The sequence below is a fragment of the Erysipelatoclostridium sp. An15 genome (assembly GCF_002160675.1).
GTDB lineage: Bacteria > Bacillota_I > Bacilli_A > Erysipelotrichales > Coprobacillaceae > Thomasclavelia > Thomasclavelia merdavium.
The window spans coordinates 1-19,701 of sequence record NZ_NFLA01000008.1 but is presented as its reverse complement, the minus strand read 5'-3'; the positions used below and the strand labels follow the sequence as shown (position 1 = coordinate 19,701).

General features: G+C 33.5%; 29 protein-coding genes. 7 read left to right on the top strand and 22 right to left on the bottom strand.

The genetic code is table 11. The features are described from left to right. Positions 1-67: 67 nt before the first annotated feature. The 16 genes from B5E92_RS04320 to B5E92_RS04250 form a co-directional block, all read right to left on the bottom strand. The gene (locus tag B5E92_RS04320) at positions 68-262 is read right to left on the bottom strand and encodes a hypothetical protein (protein ID WP_239406390.1); all 195 of its coding nucleotides are present in this window, start codon (positions 260-262) and stop codon (positions 68-70) included. Positions 263-362: 100 nt separating this feature from the next. After that, on the bottom strand, positions 363-1,031 hold the full coding sequence (locus B5E92_RS04315; protein ID WP_087299558.1) for a hypothetical protein: 669 nt from the start codon (positions 1,029-1,031) through the stop codon (positions 363-365). Then, entirely contained in the window at positions 1,028-1,393 is a 366-nt protein-coding gene (locus B5E92_RS04310) for a hypothetical protein (RefSeq protein ID WP_087299556.1), read from the bottom strand. Before B5E92_RS04310 ends, B5E92_RS04315 begins: the two co-directional genes overlap by 4 nt. Positions 1,394-1,547: 154 nt before the next feature. Then, on the bottom strand, positions 1,548-2,228 hold the full coding sequence (locus B5E92_RS04305; RefSeq protein ID WP_087299554.1) for a hypothetical protein: 681 nt from the start codon (positions 2,226-2,228) through the stop codon (positions 1,548-1,550). Next, entirely contained in the window at positions 2,225-2,419 is a 195-nt protein-coding gene (locus B5E92_RS04300) for a hypothetical protein (protein WP_087299552.1), read from the bottom strand. The genes B5E92_RS04305 and B5E92_RS04300 overlap by 4 nt, the downstream gene beginning before the upstream one ends. Positions 2,420-2,428: 9 nt before the next feature. Further along, positions 2,429-2,605 (bottom strand): hypothetical protein, encoded by a 177-nt coding sequence (locus B5E92_RS15465; protein ID WP_158095187.1) that lies wholly within the window; start codon positions 2,603-2,605, stop codon positions 2,429-2,431. Positions 2,606-2,618: 13 nt separating this feature from the next. Further along, entirely contained in the window at positions 2,619-3,017 is a 399-nt protein-coding gene (locus tag B5E92_RS04295; RefSeq protein WP_087299550.1) for a RusA family crossover junction endodeoxyribonuclease, read from the bottom strand. A 2-nt stretch (positions 3,018-3,019) separates the two neighbouring features. After that, on the bottom strand, positions 3,020-3,331 hold the full coding sequence (locus B5E92_RS04290; RefSeq protein ID WP_087299548.1) for a hypothetical protein: 312 nt from the start codon (positions 3,329-3,331) through the stop codon (positions 3,020-3,022). 190 nt (positions 3,332-3,521) lie between these two features. Continuing rightward, complete coding sequence (locus B5E92_RS04285) at positions 3,522-5,783, bottom strand: AAA family ATPase (RefSeq protein WP_087299546.1); 2,262 nt, start codon at positions 5,781-5,783, stop codon at positions 3,522-3,524. A 3-nt stretch (positions 5,784-5,786) separates the two neighbouring features. Continuing rightward, positions 5,787-7,394: a DEAD/DEAH box helicase gene (locus tag B5E92_RS04280; protein WP_087299544.1), complete on the bottom strand. Its 1,608-nt coding sequence runs from the start codon at positions 7,392-7,394 to the stop codon at positions 5,787-5,789. Then, complete coding sequence (locus B5E92_RS04275; protein WP_087299543.1) at positions 7,394-7,891, bottom strand: DUF669 domain-containing protein; 498 nt, start codon at positions 7,889-7,891, stop codon at positions 7,394-7,396. The genes B5E92_RS04280 and B5E92_RS04275 overlap by 1 nt, the downstream gene beginning before the upstream one ends. A gap of 15 nt (positions 7,892-7,906) precedes the next feature. Beyond that, positions 7,907-8,998: an ATP-binding protein gene (locus tag B5E92_RS04270; RefSeq protein WP_087299541.1), complete on the bottom strand. Its 1,092-nt coding sequence runs from the start codon at positions 8,996-8,998 to the stop codon at positions 7,907-7,909. Then, positions 8,998-10,278, bottom strand: coding sequence for an AAA family ATPase (locus B5E92_RS04265; RefSeq protein ID WP_087299539.1), 1,281 nt, complete (start codon positions 10,276-10,278; stop codon positions 8,998-9,000). Before B5E92_RS04265 ends, B5E92_RS04270 begins: the two co-directional genes overlap by 1 nt. Then, a complete protein-coding gene (locus B5E92_RS04260; RefSeq protein ID WP_087299537.1) occupies positions 10,268-10,516 on the bottom strand; it encodes a hypothetical protein in 249 nt (82 codons plus the stop codon). Before B5E92_RS04260 ends, B5E92_RS04265 begins: the two co-directional genes overlap by 11 nt. A 104-nt stretch (positions 10,517-10,620) precedes the next feature. Beyond that, positions 10,621-10,821: a hypothetical protein gene (locus B5E92_RS04255; protein ID WP_087299535.1), complete on the bottom strand. Its 201-nt coding sequence runs from the start codon at positions 10,819-10,821 to the stop codon at positions 10,621-10,623. A 52-nt stretch (positions 10,822-10,873) separates the two neighbouring features. After that, entirely contained in the window at positions 10,874-11,134 is a 261-nt protein-coding gene (locus tag B5E92_RS04250; protein ID WP_087299533.1) for a helix-turn-helix domain-containing protein, read from the bottom strand. 219 nt (positions 11,135-11,353) lie between these two features. On the opposite strand from B5E92_RS04250, the gene B5E92_RS04245 reads away from it, so the two are divergent. Further along, positions 11,354-11,590 (top strand): hypothetical protein, encoded by a 237-nt coding sequence (locus B5E92_RS04245; protein ID WP_087299531.1) that lies wholly within the window; start codon positions 11,354-11,356, stop codon positions 11,588-11,590. Here the strand turns inward: B5E92_RS04245 and B5E92_RS04240 are convergent. Both B5E92_RS04240 and B5E92_RS04235 read right to left on the bottom strand, forming a co-directional pair. Continuing rightward, the gene (locus tag B5E92_RS04240; protein WP_087299529.1) at positions 11,574-11,777 is read right to left on the bottom strand and encodes a hypothetical protein; all 204 of its coding nucleotides are present in this window, start codon (positions 11,775-11,777) and stop codon (positions 11,574-11,576) included. The genes B5E92_RS04245 and B5E92_RS04240 overlap by 17 nt on opposite strands. A gap of 153 nt (positions 11,778-11,930) precedes the next feature. Continuing rightward, complete coding sequence (locus tag B5E92_RS04235; protein WP_087299527.1) at positions 11,931-12,128, bottom strand: helix-turn-helix transcriptional regulator; 198 nt, start codon at positions 12,126-12,128, stop codon at positions 11,931-11,933. A gap of 150 nt (positions 12,129-12,278) precedes the next feature. Between B5E92_RS04235 and B5E92_RS04230 the strand changes: the two genes are divergently transcribed. The 6 genes from B5E92_RS04230 to B5E92_RS04205 all read left to right on the top strand — a co-directional run bounded on the left by B5E92_RS04230 (position 12,279) and on the right by B5E92_RS04205 (position 16,971). After that, complete coding sequence (locus B5E92_RS04230) at positions 12,279-12,728, top strand: helix-turn-helix domain-containing protein (RefSeq protein ID WP_087299525.1); 450 nt, start codon at positions 12,279-12,281, stop codon at positions 12,726-12,728. Between the two features lie 4 nt (positions 12,729-12,732). Further along, entirely contained in the window at positions 12,733-12,999 is a 267-nt protein-coding gene (locus B5E92_RS04225) for a hypothetical protein (RefSeq protein WP_087299523.1), read from the top strand. A gap of 48 nt (positions 13,000-13,047) precedes the next feature. After that, complete coding sequence (locus B5E92_RS04220) at positions 13,048-14,097, top strand: type I restriction endonuclease (protein ID WP_087299521.1); 1,050 nt, start codon at positions 13,048-13,050, stop codon at positions 14,095-14,097. 189 nt (positions 14,098-14,286) lie between these two features. Further along, a complete protein-coding gene (locus B5E92_RS04215) occupies positions 14,287-15,399 on the top strand; it encodes a tyrosine-type recombinase/integrase (protein ID WP_087299519.1) in 1,113 nt (370 codons plus the stop codon). Between the two features lie 171 nt (positions 15,400-15,570). After that, positions 15,571-16,026, top strand: a complete 456-nt coding sequence (locus B5E92_RS04210) for a GNAT family N-acetyltransferase (protein WP_087299517.1) — start codon at positions 15,571-15,573, stop codon at positions 16,024-16,026. Between the two features lie 60 nt (positions 16,027-16,086). After that, positions 16,087-16,971, top strand: coding sequence for a DUF362 domain-containing protein (locus tag B5E92_RS04205; RefSeq protein ID WP_087299515.1), 885 nt, complete (start codon positions 16,087-16,089; stop codon positions 16,969-16,971). A gap of 57 nt (positions 16,972-17,028) precedes the next feature. Here the strand turns inward: B5E92_RS04205 and B5E92_RS04200 are convergent, their stop codons facing one another. From B5E92_RS04200 to tnpA, 4 genes are all read right to left on the bottom strand, one after another. After that, positions 17,029-17,337, bottom strand: a complete 309-nt coding sequence (locus tag B5E92_RS04200; protein ID WP_158095186.1) for a cyclic-di-AMP receptor — start codon at positions 17,335-17,337, stop codon at positions 17,029-17,031. A gap of 122 nt (positions 17,338-17,459) precedes the next feature. Then, positions 17,460-18,212: a MurR/RpiR family transcriptional regulator gene (locus B5E92_RS04195; protein WP_087299655.1), complete on the bottom strand. Its 753-nt coding sequence runs from the start codon at positions 18,210-18,212 to the stop codon at positions 17,460-17,462. Between the two features lie 96 nt (positions 18,213-18,308). After that, positions 18,309-18,905 carry a PTS sugar transporter subunit IIB gene (locus tag B5E92_RS04190; protein WP_158095185.1) on the bottom strand — a complete coding sequence of 199 codons (597 nt, stop codon included), beginning with the start codon at positions 18,903-18,905 and terminating at the stop codon, positions 18,309-18,311. A 214-nt stretch (positions 18,906-19,119) separates the two neighbouring features. Next, positions 19,120-19,587: an IS200/IS605 family transposase gene (gene tnpA, locus B5E92_RS04185; RefSeq protein WP_087299509.1), complete on the bottom strand. Its 468-nt coding sequence runs from the start codon at positions 19,585-19,587 to the stop codon at positions 19,120-19,122. Positions 19,588-19,701: the final 114 nt, after the last annotated feature.

The window sequence follows — 19,701 nt, the reverse complement described above, 5'->3', positions numbered from 1 at the left end:
TTTCATAATCAATTTCATATGATTTACCACACCTCGGGCAATCGTACATGTCGTATATTAATTCCCCTTATTCATCATAGCCATCACCATAGATGTTGGGTTTTGTGGGTGTTGCCTTATCAACTAATTCTTGCAAAATATCCACGTACCTTTTAGCAGGAATATGGCAACTATTATGCATATTACATTCACTGCAAATAGTTTTCTTGTAACAACTATTTCTTACGATATAGTTTAGTGCTTCCTGGTATTTATTTGGCATTGACTTCTACCTCCTTCGACTACCCAAACAACGAAACGTGCAGCAACAACCAGGGCAAGGAGCCCCAGTGTCACTGCTACCAGTCCAATTAGTAATTTGATCATCTGTCTTTGCTAGCAATTTCCAGTCTCATCTTGTACTCGTCATAGTCTATTTCCTCAAAGCCATCTTCTGCTTCTTTGAAATATCTAGCTATAGTAATTTTTTGACCATCAGGAAATTCTAAATATTCAATGCATAAAGTATCATAATCGCCATTTATCGGATCAAACAGATATTCAGAGGTGTAGACTTTTATAGGTTTAGTTGATGGATAATACGGCATAGTAATTTCGCCAACATATTCCGTTGCAATTTCTTTAATAAATCCATTATGATAACCGATATTGCTATCACTATCGTAACAGATAAATCTGTCAACATCGGTATATTTGACGGTGTCATCTTCGTAAACATCCTTGAATAAAGAGCCCATACGCTTACATTGATATGACATTTTAACTCCGTCTTTGTAAACACCTCGTTCTTCCCAGACATCATCTGTATCTTCGATTGGAGTAAGAGGTTGTCCATCAATCAATCTATTCAAGATGTTTTTAGTAAAACCGATACTATAGCCACTATGGCCATCTTCTAGCAACGAATTAAATGCTTTTAATGCGCTTTCGTAGCAGGCGCATCCATAATCGAATTCACCTTCTTTTCTGTCCGAATTTTCTTTTTTGCAAGCAATTTCAACTTCTCTTTTTGCCCATTCACTCATTTTCATTTTCTAAATCCTTCCTTGTAGAAATTTCCTTTTACGTACTCTTCGTAGTTGTTTTTCCGAAGATCCTCAACCGTTTCCAGCAGTCCTCCAGGCACGAAGTAACAATGATTACATCCAACATAACCGCTGATCATGTAAGTATCACCAATTGTTGTTCTACTTCCGCAATAAGGACACTTAATCTGCCATTGCATAGGGTCCAAGTCATCCACTGCCAGCAGTTCTACTGGTTCTTCATAAATCGACAGATGATAACTTAAATGAAATTCTTTATTTAAACTTACAAGTGGCTGCGATAGTGCATAATTAAACTGTGCTTCTGTACAATGTAATCTTTTCATTTCCATTTCCAGTACATTCATTGCTTTTGTTCTCCTTTCTTTGGTCCCAAATAACACCTATATTAGTTTCTAAAAGCAAAGCAGGTATAAATACACCTATTTTGCTAAAACGCTCCGTAAACGCTTTTTATTAACGTGTTTTAACGGGTTTGATTTATTGTTGAACCTATATCTTTCACATTTCTGCCTCAAGCCACTGTTTACGTTTGTTGATCATATCGATTATTTCTTCACGACTAGCAAATGTCGTATTTCTTCTGATATTGTTGTTATTCATTATCGTATCAGCGATAACATCAGGGTCCGTGGTTTTCTTGCTGTTTCTTACACGGACTATCATTATCCAGTTTTTCTTTTCGCTTTCAGGATCGATTGATTTATTTCCTGCAATAACGCTTTCCTCTTTACCAAAAACATGTTTATAAAGCCGTTCGCACCCATCCAGCAGTAGACCACCTGCAGGCTTATATTCGTCTTTGCAGTAGTAGACACGAGTAATACTGCTTTTTGAAAGACCGCTGATATCTATAGCCTTTTCAATATTCTGCGAGAAATTATCCCCGCCTAATTTATCTACTGCTTCTTTAAATTTTTTAACATCTACCTGTCTCTTAGGCTCAGGAGTCCTGCCGTGTTTACCCTTTTTCTTTTGTTTGACCGGCTTATCTTTTGTTTCATCCTGCTCTGAAGTATTCAGCTTCAGTTCAACCAAGGATCTAAAATTCAAGGTTGCTGTGAAATCCGAATTGATGATTATTTCTGTCGGTTCATACCGGTCTACCAGTTTTATAAGATCCATGATAAAGTTCTTGGCTTTCGTAGTTTCAGCCTCTACTGTTATTTTTAGTTCTTTCATTTAAATTCCTCCTGTTTGAATCGAAATGGTCGCGGTCTAGGTACATATTTCTGTGGTCTCTTGCTATCTTCAACCAAATCTTTTTCTTTGTTTGGATTGATACCTGGCCAGAAACATTCTCTGTATCCAGCCTTTACGTTTTTCCACTGAACATAACGACCGTAATTCTTTAATTTTCTCCATTTTTTCATACGAACACCTCATGATCTTCTTTTGTTGTGTAGATCATTTGCTCCACCAACAGCTTCGAATAGCTGTTCCTGTACATAAGATGTCTCAAAATTACTGCATTTTTGTTTATTTGGTAATACCTGCTCTTTGGTTAAAATACAAATATTCATTTGATTGTGCTTACAGCTTTTGCATATATTTGCCATAATTAATCACTCCTTAAATTTTTTCTAGATGTATCCATATGCCAGGCACCTCTGCCCAGAATTTTTCAATAGTCTCACTGGCAACTCTTGAATCATTTACATAAAAACCCAGGTTTTCCATGATATCCTTCAGAGCCTTGTTTAAATCATCTGTATCAGGTTTAGTGTATTTATACTCCCCATCATAGTGTTTGCCTGTTACTGGAAAGCACCACTTAACAACAAGCCTCAAAGCACCATCTAACGGCTGATCAGGAACAAACGGAATCAAATTAGACTTAATTTTATTTTTTGCAGCAGCCAGCTCCGGCGGATCGTACAATTTTGGTTTTCCATTAACCACTGTGATTTTCTTTTCCTGAGCTGTAATGGTCGGAGGTATCATAGGCATGAAAAATTCAATTTGTTTCATAATCAATCCCTTTCTTCGACCATATGATCATTACACACATTGCAATTGCTAAAACTTCCATTCTGTTTTACATAATCAATACCTCGCCATTTACCCGTCGTTGGATTATAAACGATATAAGGGTTTTTACCTTTAATCTGATTGAAAATATAATTTAATATTTCTGGTTGCTGAACTAGCCATTTTACAACCTCACTTTTCTTGATATCGAAAACTTCTCCTGGTAATTTGTGATATAGCGGTGGCATATGTTTTGCAACCGCCAACAATTTACTACGAGAAAAACCATTCTTCTTATTTTTAGTTCTACACATTCTTTTATTTCTCCTATGCTCTAGGTTGGTGCCACTTATCGTGCGGGATGGGTGGTCGTCGTGCGTTAGCTGTCGCACGACTACCCATGCCCGCGTAAGTGGGTGCTCCAAACACACTTTATATATTTATATATAGGGTCCGGCGCACCCCCCTATGCGCCTATGCGCCAGACCATGGTCGAGCGCACCCCTAAACATCCTTTCTTTTAATGTATTTTTTTCCATCTTCACCGAAATACGCTTCGTAATTTTTTACCAAATCTGGCTTCTGTTTTTGACCGTTTCCAAACCAAGATAACAGCGTTTTAGAACTTACATTTAGCTTATCTGCCAGCTCCTGAGCAGGTACTTTTCTGCCTTCAAATTCAATATTTGAAAACACTATTTCGAATTCACTAACCGTTTTTTTCTTATTTTCCTGAGCCTGCTTTTTTCTTTTTTCACTTGCTTTCTGCCACAAAGGTTTTGTATCTTCTGGTTCAATATCTCTTAAAACACCACTTTCATCAACTTTGTGAACAGGATAATCAAACCATAAATTTACCGGTTCAAATCTTGGGAACTCTCTCAATGTTCCCTCGATACGCCATCCAGTAATTGCATGAACTTCATCTCTTACCTTGTTTAAGCCGGTATCGAATTCGCCATATTTTCCTCTAGAAATACGTTTTTTACAATAATCAACCATTTCTCTCTGACTCAGCATATCGTCTTGAGAAACGTCATTTTGCCATCCTGGATAATTATCATTTAGATAGTCAATACAGTATTTGCACGCTGCATTATTCTTTAGTTGTTTGTATACCGCATCGTTCAAATCCAGTTCTATAAGATCGAGCAGAGCATCCGGATCACGTGCAAATACCCCTGAACCGCTAGCACGATCCATAGAACGTTTACCACCTTGTGCCCCTTTTGAATGATGGTGACAGTAAATAACTGCAGTTCCAAGTTCATTACAGATTTTGTCAAACTGATTACAGAAATTGGCCATCTGATCAGCACTGTTTTCATCACCGGTAATAACTTTGTAAATTGGATCTATAATAATAGCTATATAATCCTTTTTAGCCGCTCTTCTAATCAGTTTAGGAGCCAGTTTATCCATAGGAATAGATTTACCCCTTAAATTCCAAATATCGATATTTGATAGGTTATTTGCCCTTATACCAAGGGAAGTATAAACATCCTTAAAACGATGAAGACATGATGCTCTATCAAGCTCTAAATTTACATACATTACTTTCCCCTTTGCACATTGCCAGCCAAACCATTTCTCCCCTTCTGCAATTGCGATACACATTTCAATAAGTGCAAATGATTTACCAGCTTTAGACGGTCCAGCTATCAGCATTTTATGTCCTTGCCTAAGCACTCCATCTATAAGAGGTGGTGCCAGTTCAGGCATACTGTTCCAGAATTCACTCAATGATTCAGGATCAGGTAAATCATCATTTACTCCTTCAATCCATTCAAACCATTCATCCCATGATTCTTTTCCAATATTTGTTGCAACAAGAAACTGCTTTTTACCATTCCTTGTAACTCCAGGCATTCGAGATAGACGTGATGGATTACGATTTTGTGTATCAACCTCAAAACCATTTTTTTTGCATATGTTGTATAAATAATCAACTCTTTTGCGATACTCTCTTTGATCCGCAGCTTCAATTTTTACAATTGCATGCAGACTCTTACCACCCGAATGAACTAAGCAGGCTACAGGTAATTCAAGTTCTCTAATTACTGCATTCTGTTCAGCGATGCTCATTTTATCGCTTTCTACAAGTGCATAACGATAATCCGTAACATTTTCGTTTTTACATCCTTTTCCATCCAGTGGATTAAATCTTATCCATGCTCCGGTTTCGGAATCGTAATCTCCTAAAACTGCACCGATATCACCTTTACATTTTCCAAGAGCCTGTATCAGCTTACCTGCAGTCCTGTCCCAGCACCCCTGAGTGGGAAGATGTTTATTATCCTTTATCCATGATTTAGTAACATATCCTACATTTTCAGTTGAATCGAATAATGTTTCGAGATAAGTAATAAGTTCAGCTACTGGGTCCCAACTCCGTGGTTCCCGAACCTCCTTGACCTCAAGCCAGTTCCTGTCTACTATTACTCCTTCATCCTTTGAATTGATTACATCATTCCAATCCAGCTCATGACCAGGTTCTCTACTCGTACTCGGTGGAGTCCAGCCCTGATCTTTTGCATACTGGACTATAGTTCCACCGGTCACTCCTGAACCAGTAAAGGTATTCCATTTTTTTATACATTCATTTTGATGGTATCTTGCAGAATCTCTTTGACTCCATCGTTCCCAGTCACTTGCAGTATATCCTTCGTATTTAAGTGCCATACCAACATTTATCCATTCCTGGTATTCAAGACGAGATGGGTCAATATAGTCAAGTATCTCAATAAGATCAGTTTTATAATCCATTGACTATTCTCCTTTATAAGTAGCAGGATTAATATCACGCGGTATTCTCCACCCGTTTGCAGCAATACGGTTTATAAGTCTATTAGCCGTATCAAACTGCCATGTACCGACATGCTGAAACCCACGTCCCTCTAAAAATCTTATTTGTTTAGGGGTTGTAAGTCCTTCAGCTTTCCGTTTGTTTAAACGGTCAAGTAAAAGATTTGCTTTCCCTGCGTTATCTATTTCATCTGGAAAAATTCCAAACTTTTCTAAAGCTTTTATCTGTTTTCGACTTGCTGGTGCCATTTCCCATCCGAAAGATGGTGTATAGCTGGATAAATCCTGATCCATGATGCTCATCTCAAACTGCAATGGATCAACAAGTTTTCTTTTTCTTTTTTTCATTTCTTCAAGCTGTTTAGCTAAAGATTCTTCGCGTTTAGCTACAACGTCGCTTTCAGCTTGTTTTTCAGCTTCTTCAATATCAATTGCTTCTAATATATCTTCAGGAAGACAAGCTGCTGCTTTTTCTTCTAAATTTTTTGTCATCGTTTTAGCAACCTCTTCATTTTCGCAAATAAGATTTGCTGGATGACATAATTCATGACGTTCTGTATGCCATAAGAAATCAAGTAACAGTAAGTGGTCCTTGCCTTCATATAGACGAGTACCACGGCCGACCATTTGTGAATATAAACTTCTCACTTTCGTGGGTCGCAACACGATTATGCAGTCAACAGACGGACAATCCCATCCTTCTGTAAGCAGCATTGAATTGCATAAAACGTTATATTTTCCATTTTCGAAATCTTTCAACACTTCAGTACGATCTTTGCTGTCACCATTTACTTCAGCTGCTCTAAAACCATTTGAATTGAGAATATCTCTGAATTTTTTTGAAGTTTTTACCAGAGGTAAGAACACAACAGTTTTTCTCTCTTTGCAGTATTTTTTCATTTCTTCAGCTATCTGATAAAGATAAGGATCCAATGCTGTACCTATATCACTTACCTTGAAGTCACCAGCCTGAACTCCGACCCCGGACAAATCCATCTTTAACGGTAACGTAAGCGCCTTTATAGGTGACAGGAACCCTTCTTTAATTGCTTTTGGTAATGTATACTGATAAGCCAGACTGTCAAAGTAACTTCCTAAATTTCTCATATCCCCACGATCTGGAGTGGCAGTTACTCCTAATACCTTTGCTGTATTAAAATAATTTAAAACTCTCTGATATCCATCGCTTAAACAGTGATGTGCTTCATCGATAATAATAGTGTCGAAATAATCGTGCGAAAACTGTTCCATACGTTTTGGTCTTTGCAGACTTTGCACTGATCCAACAACGATTCTGTACCAGCTTCCAATACATGTCTGTTCTGCTTTTTCTGTAGCACATCCAAGACCGGTACTTTTAGCAATCTTATCTGCAGCCTGTTCCAGCAGTTCTCCTCGATGTGCCATAATCAAGACTCTATCTCCATTACTGACGCAGTCTTTAGCCACTTCAGCAAATACTATTGTTTTTCCACAGCCGGTAGGCAGGACAAGAAGCGTTTTCTTATTGCCTTTGTCCCATTCTTCAAATATATGATCATGTGCCTCCTGCTGATATGGTCTAAGCTTCATTAAAATTGTCCTGGATTATAATTAGGTGTCTGTGCCTGAACAATCTCATCTTTTGGATAGAACTTCTTGATTTCGTTGTACTCATTACCGTTATAAACTCTTGTACCTACTTTACAGCGACCAGTTGCTCCTGGTACTGCATTCCAGTTCATTCTTAAAGGTTCGTTCTTTTTCTTCAATCCGATACCTCTGAAAAATTCACTTAAGAAACTTTCACTTCTTGTATGAAGATTTAATCTATGATTAATCACAACCTTGCTACCGTTATAATTGATTGTGACATGAACAATAGCCTGGTTACATGCCGGCATCTTTTCAGAACCGTTAAATCTTGCTCTATCAAAACCATCAATTGTAAAATCATAGTCACCTGGTGGCAAAATTATAAATTCCTGTTCTTTCTGTATCGTATCTTCCCATCCTAATTCACCATCAAATCCGTTATTACCATTTACATTTCCATATCCATTTCCATAACTATTTCCAAAATTATCCATAATTACTATCTCCTTCTAAAATTCTCTTATTTCTTCTTCTATCATTTTTAAAACACTTGGCCATGCGCCAATCAAAACACCATTTATAAAATCCGGATCATAGTTTTCTATTGGTGTATTTTCAGGATAATATCCTCTTAAAGCTACTGCTTTTTTTATTTCTTCTTCAGTAACCAAATTCTGATTCATTAAGTCTGTTAATCCTTTTGGCAAATTTGTTTCATGAACTGGTATAACAGTCTCATTAGAAGCTTCAATAATAGGTGGTATTTCACTGCCTAATTCACTTATCGGCTTATTATCTTCAATTTCATTAGCAATAACCTGATCTGTTACAGGTTTACTTTGTTTTATATCTTCCTGTGAATTAGATTGTGTTCCAAAAATATAAGCAATCGCCGAATAATCAAGCGGCAGTTCTTCAGGAAGTCCAAAACGATTCTTAGCATCCCAGCATGGGTGATGTGTCGTATACATAACTCTTTGTCCACCTTGAGCCTTATGTTTCTTACCCTTTTCATCAGCCTGTATACTAAATATTTTGTAATTAGCAAATAATACCATATCTGCCCATTCTTTAGTAATAGGGGCTGTCTGCCCTGTAGTTTTTTTACCTAACTTAAGTTCATATCTGTCATAGGCCCCCATTTCATTAGGCTGCTCAAATTTTCTGATAATTGCATGTGCTGTTAATACGACATTAATATTTGCTACATCTATAACATCCTGAAGCAGATTTAAAAATCTTCCCCATTCTTCTGCAATGTAGGTATATCCATTCCCATAGCCGAAATCCTCTACACCACTTTTACCAAATTTTGAACAAATAAATTCTGTACATAATTTTTCGGCCCAGTCAGCTGTGTCAATAACTAATGTCTTGCAGTTTTTTAATTGAATTACTTCCTGTACTTCCTGGATTAACATCTGCCAGGAAGATGGCTTAGGATATCTTTTGACATCAAGTTCTGTTGTAGATCCTTCTGTATCAATAAATAAAGGGTCAGGAAAATGACTTGCAAAAGTCGATTTTCCTACACCTTCAGGACCATAAAATACTACTTTTTTTGCTTTATCAATTTTTCCACTAGTAATTTCAAAAGGCATTAAAACTCACCTGCTTTCCAGGTAGTGGCGGTTGGATGTTCGCTTTTTACATAACCGTCTTCAATAATAATGCTGCATTCATCTCCAACGCTAACTCTAGTAGCAATAGCTTGCAATCCTTCCTGTTCTAACCAGGCTCCAAACTCATTCATTGTTTCAATATCCATCTGTTCCAGCTTATCGATAAGAACAAATCCACAATCTGGATTTAATTTTCGAACAATAGCTGTTGCCACTTTTAACTGATCACTACCGCTCATGCTGTCCCATTTTTTACCGTTATATGTAAGTTCGTTATCTTCAACACTTAACCCCGGTAATGGCAAGTCAGCATTTTTTAATAAATTAATACGTTTTTCTCTAACTGTTTCAATTTGTTCAGTTAATTTTTCATATTGAACCTGATACTGTTTAGCATCTTCTTCTGCTTTTTCCTTATCTAGATTTGCTCTAATCTTGCGATTAGTTTCTTCGATATCTGCCAAATTCTTTTCAAGTTCTTCTGTAGACTGATCTATTAAATCTAAAGCATTTGTTTTAGCGATAGTTAGATCAGCAGTCGCTTTGTTGAGTTCCTGCTCTTTTGCCTGCAATTGTTTTTTCAATGCTGCAATTTCTTTAGTCAAAGTAGACACACTATATTCGATCTGAGTTACTCTTTCACGTTTGCGCTGATTTTCACCATTTTGAGCTAAGATAGCTTGTTGCTGATTGATCAAACTTTGTGGCGAAATCAAATCTTTAGGTACGTCATTATAAAATACCTGTTCTTTAGCATACTTCTTTTTTTGATCAGCAATCTGTCCTATTGCTCGACGATTGTTGTACAATTCAATTTCCTCATGGTTAAGTTCAATAAGCTGATCTTCTACTCCAATAATTTTTAAGAGAATACTAGCCTTTTCTTTGTTGTTGGCATTCATAAATTTTGGAAGATCAAGTGCAAGCTCTTCAATAAATTCATCTAAAAGCTGTTGTCCAGCTTTATTCCCGTTCGGATCAGTAACTTTTAAAGTACTGTTTTTACCTTTACGTTCAACTTTCAATCCATTGCTTAATGTAATATTTAAAACTGGCGGAATAGTTGAACCTTCTCTAACAGGACTGCTAGGTTTGAATTTGTTACCACCCAGTGTCCAGGCTATTGCATCAAGTACCGAAGTTTTACCTTGATTGTTTCTTCCACCAATTGTTGTTAATCCATTTTGAGTTGGCTCTACTTTTACTGCCTTAATTCGTTTTACGTTTTCCAACTCTAGACTGTTAATTTTAATTGACATCTATATTTACCTCTCTTGCTTTTAAATTTTCTTTAAGTTTACGGTTTAAAAAATATGCTTCTTCGATCGCATGAAATACTATTTTCGGATTCATTTTATAATTAACTTCTAATATTTCTATCAGTTCATGAATAGACGTCATAATATCAAACGGATCTGTATGTTGTGTACTTATACAAACTTGGTCTGACTTTTCACTGCTGTCTATATGAATTGACCATTTTCTGTCCTTTTCCATTTTCTTATTGATCCTCCTATAATAATTTTTCTATTATTCCAACTGCGATAAATGCAGCTGTTATAATCATTGCTACGATTGTGAATGCGCCTCTGGCGCTCATCTTATCTAAATTCATTTTTCTCGATCCTTTCAATCAGATGTCCTAATTCACTTCTAACGATTCCTGTTAAACCAGGATAGATAGAATCTGTTACAGAAATATACTCACGAGCCTGTGGATATTTCTCATAGAGTTCTTCACGAGTCATACTTGTGATTTTTTTAATTTTTTCTAGTTCCTGAATAATTTCCTTTTTTTTCATCTTTGACAACTCCTTTTAAATCACTTATAATGTGATTGGATTATATTTTTGTTTAGTCGACATTGCCGTGTCGGCTATTTTTGTTTACATAAGCTTTAATAAGTGCATCTATAACTTCTTCATCTGGTGATCTATCCCATGCCTCCATGAATTTTTCAAAAGCTTTTCTTGGAATACTTACATTTCTTCGACCACCAGGACTGATTGTATAGCAACCAGGCAAGCTACCATTCACAACAGCATTTATGACAAAATGTCGGCTTTTGCCTAATATTTTTGCAACTTCTTCGACACTTATAACCGGACTATCCACGACTCTCACCTCCTGTTTAAGATTTGTTTTCCACCTTCTTGCCTGAGAGGAACCGTCTAAAGCAGGTATTCTTATATGTTAGTTTTGGGGAGAAGAAATATTTTTGCTCTAGATCAGTTCCTTTCAGACAAGAAAGTTATATAAATAATTTTTTCCACCTCATGCTATAATTGATTTATCAGCACTGCCATGCTGAAATCTAATGAAAGGAGATAGTGTATGCAGATTGAACGAGACCATGTTAGAATGGAAAGCAAATTAGAATTTCATTGGAATGAAATCATGTCCAATTTAAATGATTTTAACGCTCTATTAGGAACTGATTTCACACCGCTTTCTTCTCGTGATTTAATAACTAGTAAAACAATTGACGCTATTGCTAAATCACTTATTGAAGATGACGGTAAAATAGAAATATCTAAATTAGCTCCATACGTCACTAGAAAGGCAATTTAATTGTCTGTAGAATTAGGGTTAGGTCATCTTTACTTAATCCTTTTTCTTTTATCAAACTATTAAACCTTTTATAATTTTCCAATCTGATGATTTCAAAATCGGTATTTTCCATTTTTTCTTTACTCCAGGAAAACTTCCCATCTTCTATATATAAGTAAATTATTGTTTTATCCTCTTTATTCTCCATTACCTAACCTCCTAAATTTTTTAAATCCATTTTTATGACTTCTAACCACACTTCTGTGTTTGATGTTTCATCGATATCAATGATATGATTTAACTGGTCGATGATTAAATAACACTCCGTTCCGTTTTAATGGCACATTATTTTCAAAAAAAATTAGCTTCTTGTAAATTTTATTTTTTCAAAAGGAATATTTACATACTTTGCAAAACGCAATGCCTCATCAACGTAGAATCTTGTTTCACCTTTTTCTTTATTTATGTAGGTATTCTCACTTAATCCAAGAAGTTGTGCCATTTTCGTCTGTGAAATTTTTGCTAAACGTCTAGCTTGTTCTACCGTGTATCTTTCCATTTAATCCTCCTTTCTTTGTGCCGTTTATATGGCACATGAATAATATAACACTTTTTGCGTTTTTATGCAACGTTTTTTTGGCACATTTTTATTTTTTATTATTGTAATGTCCCACTTTTTTGGTATAATTAAAATAAAGAAGGTGAGACAATGGCAAAAATTGATATGATGCTATACAAAGAAATAGGCAAAATTTTAAAAAGAGAAAGATTGAACAAAGAAATAAGTTTAGACCAGCTTGTTGATAAGATTAATGGCATCAAAACAAAAAGCACATTAAAAAGATATGAAGACGGCAAATCGCGAATAGATATGGATATTTTACCTATCGTATGTGAAGCATTAAATATCAATTATGTAGATGTAATAAAAGAAGCGGAAAATGAGGTTAATTTTCACAATTCAAAAAATTCAAATCTTGGCGATTATAACGAAAATGTAGAATATCTAAAAGACAAACCGGAACTATTGGAACTTTACAAGGAAATAGTTGCTAATGATCAGCTGGTTTTACTTTTTGATAAAGCAAGAAAATTAAGTCCTCAAGACTTAGAACAAATACTTAAAATCATCGATACATTCAATAAAGAAACGATGTGATTTTATGAATTTTGAAGACTTTTTAAGATTTCATAACATAAATCTTAATTATGTCAATATACCCTCTGCAGTTAGAGGATTTGCATATTATAACGGTTGTAACTATCTGGTTGCTATAAATTCAAAATACAGCCGTGAACAGAATATAAAAACTACTGCTCATGAACTTATTCACATATTTAAAAATCATTTTTTCTGTCAAAAAGGAGATGAAGAAGAATGTGAGGAAGAAGTTGAGCAAATTATCAGGGAATTAAAAAATAAATTTTAATTTGGCAAACACATTTTTGGTGTTAATTAATAAAAAAGGAGAGAAAAAATGGAATTAGATGAAAAACTTTATTCTTTGAGCGAAAGGATAAAACAACTTAAAGAAAAAATTCAAACAGAGGAAGCTACTAAACAGTCGTTTATAATGCCTTTCTTTCAAGCGTTAGGCTATGATGTGTTCAATCCATTAGAATTTGTACCCGAATTTACAGCGGATGTGGGCATAAAAAAAGGTGAAAAAGTAGATTATGCTATTTTAAAGGATAATGAACCGATTATTTTAATCGAAGCAAAACCTTGTAATGATGATTTATCAAAACATGATTCTCAATTGTTTAGATATTTTGGAACTACCAGAGCACGTTTTGCTATTTTAACAAATGGTATCATATATAAGTTTTTTAGTGATTTAGATCAGCCAAACATTATGGATAAAAAACCATTCTATATATTAGATATGGAAAATTTAAGCGAACAATCTATTGCCTACGTAGAAAAATTTATTAAAGCTAATTTAGATATAGATAATATTTTAAATACTGCTAGTGATTTAAAGTATCTTAATTTAACAAAACTTGCCTTTAAAGAGCTGATGGAAAATCCTTCCGATGAATTTGTTAGATTATTATTAAATACCGGAATATATGATGGTGTAAAAAATCAAAAGGTTATTGATAAATTTAAACCAATTACCAAACGGGCAATGAATCAATATATAAATGAAAAATTATCTTCAAAATTTAAAGAAACCTTAACTAGTGGTGATAATGAAAAAGATGAAGATATTGAAGATTCAAAAGAGGAAAGCAAAATCGTTACAACAATTGATGAATTAAATTCATATGCAATTGTAAAATCAATTTTAAGAAAAGAAATTGAGCCACAGCGTATTTTTTACAAAGATACAGAAAGTTACTTTGGAATATTACTGGATAATAACATAAGAAAATGGATTTTACGTATTAATCTAAATTCTAGAAATAAACATATCATTATTCCGGATGAAAACAAAAAAGGAATTAGATACGATATTGATACAATTGATGATATCTATAATTATGAAAAAGAGATAATTGATTCTTTGAAAAGATATATGTAAAAAATAAACCACCCTACGCCAATAGGATGGTTTACGCAATGGTCCCCGTAGAGATACCATCGCTAAATTAAAAGTGATACGCCTATATCACTTAATATAAAAGACTCTCTCAAAAGTCCTTTTACGTACTCAATTTTACCATAAGAGCACGTTCAAGGCAAATGACAATTGAAAGGACGTGTTTTTATTATGGCTAGAAAGCAAACATTTAGGCGCAGACCAAACAAAGCCGGTACTGTAGTAAAACTGTCCGGTAAAAGAAGAAAACCTTTCTGCGCTAAAGTAACAAGCGGTTATGATACGTTAACCGGTAATCAGATTCAGGTTTCAATAGGTACATTTGAAACATGGCAGGAAGCTGATGATGCCTTAACACTTTATAGATTGACAAACAAAAAGACCATAACCGATAAAGAAGCACGTGCCCTTGCACCAGACACTTTCCAAAAGCTGGTTGATCAGCGTGAAAAGAATGTTCCTACCTTCAAAGAAATATTTGACATTATATATGAAGAAGATTTATCAAAGTTATCTAAATCTGCAGCTACTGGTTACAGATCATGGATAAAACATTTTAAAAAAGTTCATAACGAAAAAATTTCACAAGTAACCCTTGCTGATCTGCAGGAAATATTTGACCGGGATAAAGCGGGGCATGGTACGAAGGCCCATATGAAAGTATTGTGTTCGAAGATATTCGAGTATGCAGTAATACATCAATATATCTCTAGAGATAATGATTATACTGAATACATTCGATGTGGTGAAAATAAAAAGTCAACTAAACATTATGCTTTTTCTACGGATGAAATTAAGACGCTAATAGACGATAACAGTGATATAGCGAAGATTGTACTGATTTATATCTACAGCGGTCTAAGAGCTAGCGAATTACTCAATATTCCTAGAGAAAAAATTATCAACCATGGCAATTTCTATTATTTTAAAACCGGTTTAAAAACAGAAAGCGGGAAAGATAGAGTAGTACCTATTCATCCATATATTTTACCTTTTGTAAAGGAACTGATAGTTGATAAAAAGAAAAGATTGATAGATCATAGTTATCAATACTTCAAAAAAAGTCAATTTTACATTTTGATGGATAATTTGAACATGCAGCATACTATGCATGACACTCGTGATACATTTGCAACATTATGTCAAACGTATAATGTAGATATATTTGCTAGAAAACGTATGCTTGGGCATAAATTTAAGGATCTGACTTTTGACACATACACAGATACTGTTATTGAAGATTTATACAATGAAATTATAAAAATCAAAGTTCCAAAGCTTTGATTTTTTTTGTTACTTATTTGTTACTTACGAGGTACATTTTACTATTTTTTATCGGCTAAAACCCTCGATTTTATGCGAGTTTTAATAATAATATCTTTCAATTTTTGAAAAAATAATGTTAATATTTATCTAGAAGGTATTATATAATGAATAGTATTTGGAGGTATTTAAATGATACTTAGAGAATATAGAAGTGCAGATTGTAAAGAAATCATTGATTTATTTTATCAAACTGTTCATAACATTAATATTCAAGACTATACCAAAGAACAAGTTGATGCCTGGGCAAATAAAAATATTGATCTAAAGATTTGGCAACAATCATTAGCCAAAAATTATTGTTTAGTTGCAATAGAAAACGATTTAATCGTTGGTTTTGGTGATATCGATCAAACTGGTTATTTAGATCGTTTATATGTCCATAAAGATTTTCAAAAACAAGGAATCGCTACTAAAATATGTGATAAATTAGAAATGAAATTTAATGTTTCTAAGATTACTACTCATGCATCAATTACTGCAAAATCTTTCTTTTTAAAAAGAGGTTATCAAGTAATTAAAGAACAACAAGTAATTAGAAATGGTGTTGTTTTAACTAACTATGTAATGGAAAAAGTGTTGACTTAAAGTGAACTTTAAGGACTATAATGAAACTAAAGTTAGAAAACTTTAGAAAGGAAGATAGTCATGGAAAAAGCAAATGTTTATTTTACTAAAGAGATTAGTGCTGAAAGTTTAATTAAAATTTATGAAGCACTAAATAGAGATTTAAAAGGTAAAGTAGCAATTAAAATTTCTACAGGTGAACCTGGTGGACACAACTTTTTAAATCCTAATCTAATTAAAGATTTAGTTTCTAAATTACAAGGAACAATTGTTGAATGTTGTACTGCTTATGGTGGTAAAAGAATGGATGTTAAAGATCATTGGCAAACTATTGAAGATCATGGATTTAAAGCAATTGCACCATGTGATATTATGGATGAATTTGGAGAAATAGAATTACCAATTACTAATGGTTTCCATTTAAAAGCTGATATTGTTGGTGAACACTTTAAAAACTATCAATCAATGGTTGTCCTATCTCATTTTAAAGGTCATGCCATGGGTGGTTTTGGTGGTGCTTTAAAAAATATGAGTATTGGTATTGCATCTTCTAACGGAAAAGCAAATATTCATACTGCCGGAGTCACTACAGATCCTAAAAAACTATGGGATAACTTACCTGAACAAGATCATTTTCTTGAATCAATGGCTGATGCATGTAAAGGAGTTATTGATTACATGGGTAAAGACAATATTGTTTATATAAATGTAGCTAATAACTTATCTGTCGATTGTGACTGTGATTCTCATCCAGCACCTCCAGAAATGGCAGATATTGGAATCTTTGCTTCTATCGATCCAGTAGCTCTAGATCAAGCATGCTATGATGCTGTTATTAATTCACCTGATGATGGAAAAGCTGCATTAATTGAACGTATGGATTCACGTCATGGTATTCATACTGTTGAAGCTGCCGCTAAATTACAATTAGGAAATCGTGAATACGAAATTATTAATATTGATTAGTTTTTTTTAATTATATAAACGATTAAATCCTGTTTTATGAAAAAACAGGATTTATTATTATATTAATATTAACTTATCTGGATCTAAAATAAAGATTGCTGCCTGATCAACTGTTAATCGATTTAAAGTGCAAGTACAAATATTATCAAGTTCAATTTTTTCATTACTATTATCTAAATTATCTTTAACAGTTTTTAAAGCCATTTTAATCTGGTATTCTTCTAATGCCAGCATGATTGCTATTTGACCATCTTTAATAAAACCACCTAAACTTTTTAATCTTGTAACTTTGTAATCATCCATCTCTAATTCATTTGCAATCTTTTTTCCATCGTCTTCATTTAGAACTATTAACATAATCTTCATAGTCATAGCCACCTTTCTTTTTTATATCATACAACTTATAGTTAACTCAAAGTCAATAACAATATTTTCACTCTAAACAAAAAAGGCACTTAAAAAATGCCTTATCTTGTAATTATGATATATTAACGATAATATTTTTGATAATAACGAATCCGTAACAAATCAAAAATCATCATTATTTGATAGTTAAACTGAATTCCATCAAATTTACCCAATACTTCTATTGCATAATCAGCACATATATTTTCATATTGACGATATTTGATATTTTGAGTGATTAATACTAAATATGCTTCACAAATATTTTGCGGTTTTAACTTTTTGACGTTTTGTTCCATTAATCTACCTGTTGCCGTAATGAAAAATACAACATCATCGTCACCAAATTCAAATTTGGTATCAAAACTATGATATTCGACTACTTCTTTTCCTAAAGAGATTAAATCAGTTTGAAAATCAACAGCTACACTACTTGGATATAGCGCCCCAATAATAACGATCCTTTTTTTCTTAAAGATCAAATCACAAAGCTCATCAATTAACTGATTCAATTCTTCTTTATCATAACTAGTATCTAAATGTTCAATAAACTGATTACAATCTAAATTCAACATTCTAGCATGAATTTGTTCTAAGCGGCTTTGATGATCTGCTAATAGTCGTCCCTTAAATTCATCATAACTATGAATTCCAAAATGTCTACAAAAATCCAGCAATTCACTTTCACTAAAATTGCTAGCACTTAAAAAACCATTTAAATCATATTTTTCCATTTCTGTATAATGCTGGATAACAAAATTACCAATTCGGTACATATGATCATCATCAAGACACCCGTTTAAATATTTTAAAATTCTTGAAATCATCAGTTCCATATACATCTACTCTCTTTCTATATATTTACTGTAAGACCACCTTTAATAATAGTATATACCATTTCTATTCAAAAAGAAATTGAGACATAACGATGATTATAAAAAAATCTCCTGAATTTTAGCGATAATATTATTACAATTATATTGACCATAATCATTAGGATCAATATTTAAAATCCGCTGATGAAAAATATTAGCTAATCCTTTTGTATAATGTTGTACTTGCGGTGCCATCAAAAGCAAATCATATTCTTTATTCAATGCTTCTTTATCAAAAATACTTGCTGCTTTAAAATGGTAATTAATATTATGTTCTTTACAAAAATTATTTAATTTCATGACAAATAAACTTGATGTTAAGCCACTAGAACAGCAAAGTAATATTTTGCGCAATTGATCATCTTTTTTAATGATAAAATCTTGTCTATTAATATTAAATATTCGCCATTTAAAATTTTCAACTAATTCATTTATTTCAGTTTTATCACTAATTTCATAATGCAAATAATACATTTGCTGTCGTGTTTTTTGATTTGTAATAATTTCTTCTACTATCAAATTATGCCAAACTACTAGTTCCCCTAAAAAATCTTCATATATTATTGAATATATTTTTCTATCATCATAAACTAATGGTTCAATATTTTTATCAAGGTTATTTTTTATTAACCAATTTTGGAATACTTCCTCCATTTTTACACCTCCTTTATTAAATGTTTCCTTTATTAAATTATGACACAATTGACTAGACATTTCTATAAAATCCATTCGTGTTATTTTAATAAAAAAACAAATAAATATCCACCGGCCTAGCCGGTGGTTTTACTTATGCGGGCATAGCCCTGCTCCCAAAGCGCATGTCTGAAGACATTCCTTATGCCTTACGGCTACCGCATGCACCTTGTCGTTATTTACCCTTAAAAGGGTCTTCAAAATCCAGAGTTAGTTGTTCCCCTTCTTGATCCTCTTTCAACTGATTTGAGATATACTCCTTAATTTTTTTTGTATTTTTCCCCACTGTATCTACATAATATCCTCGGCACCAAAATTCTCGATGTCTATACTTATATTTTGCATTCGCCCATCTTTCAAATATGATTTGGCTACTTTTCCCTTTTAGAAATCCCATAAATCCTGAAATACTATATTTTGGTGGTATTTCTATCAGCATATGTACATGATCTATACATACTTCCGCTTCTATTATATTTACTCCCTTCCATTCGCATAATTGTCTTAATATCGCCCCTATTGCGACTCTTCTTTCATCATAAAATGCTTTTCTTCTATACTTTGGTGCAAATACTACATGATATTTGCATCTCCATTTTGTGTGTGATAAACTATGTAAGTCATCTGAATATTGTTTATTTATTCATTTGTCATTCCTCCGTGTTATTTTATTTGCAGTTGGTAGCCGCAAGTATATTATAACATGGAGGTTTTTCATTATCACTCCACTAAAGCTTTTATACACCCCCAGCCTAGC